Here is a 280-nt window from a genome sequence, read left to right on the forward strand (position 1 = left end):
CCCCGTGCAGCGTGGCCACGCGGGACGCCACCACCAGAAGATCTTCCTCACCGGTTCCGGTGAGGAAGAAGACGTAGACGTCCCCGTCCTCCTCTCCCTCGCCGAAGACTTCCACGTCGCCTTGGTCTTCGAGACCGGACAGGAAGTCCTCGACCTCCTCGATCCAGGGAAAGGGGTAGGAGCTGTCCGGCAGGTCGGGCATCGGCAGCAACGGCACGTGGATCTCAACAACCATGGTGGGCACGAAAGCATCCTGCCCCCAGCGCATCCGCCCGGCTCA

1 protein-coding gene is annotated in these 280 nt (G+C 64.6%); it reads right to left on the reverse strand.

The features are described 5' to 3' along the window. Nucleotides 1-235: hypothetical protein (locus BFF77_RS33900; RefSeq protein ID WP_245703849.1), on the reverse strand; the 235-nt coding region annotated here is incomplete at its 3' end. Nucleotides 236-280: the final 45 nt, after the last annotated feature.

The sequence above is a fragment of the Streptomyces lushanensis genome, assembly GCF_001700515.1.
Classification (GTDB): domain Bacteria; phylum Actinomycetota; class Actinomycetes; order Streptomycetales; family Streptomycetaceae; genus Streptomyces; species Streptomyces lushanensis.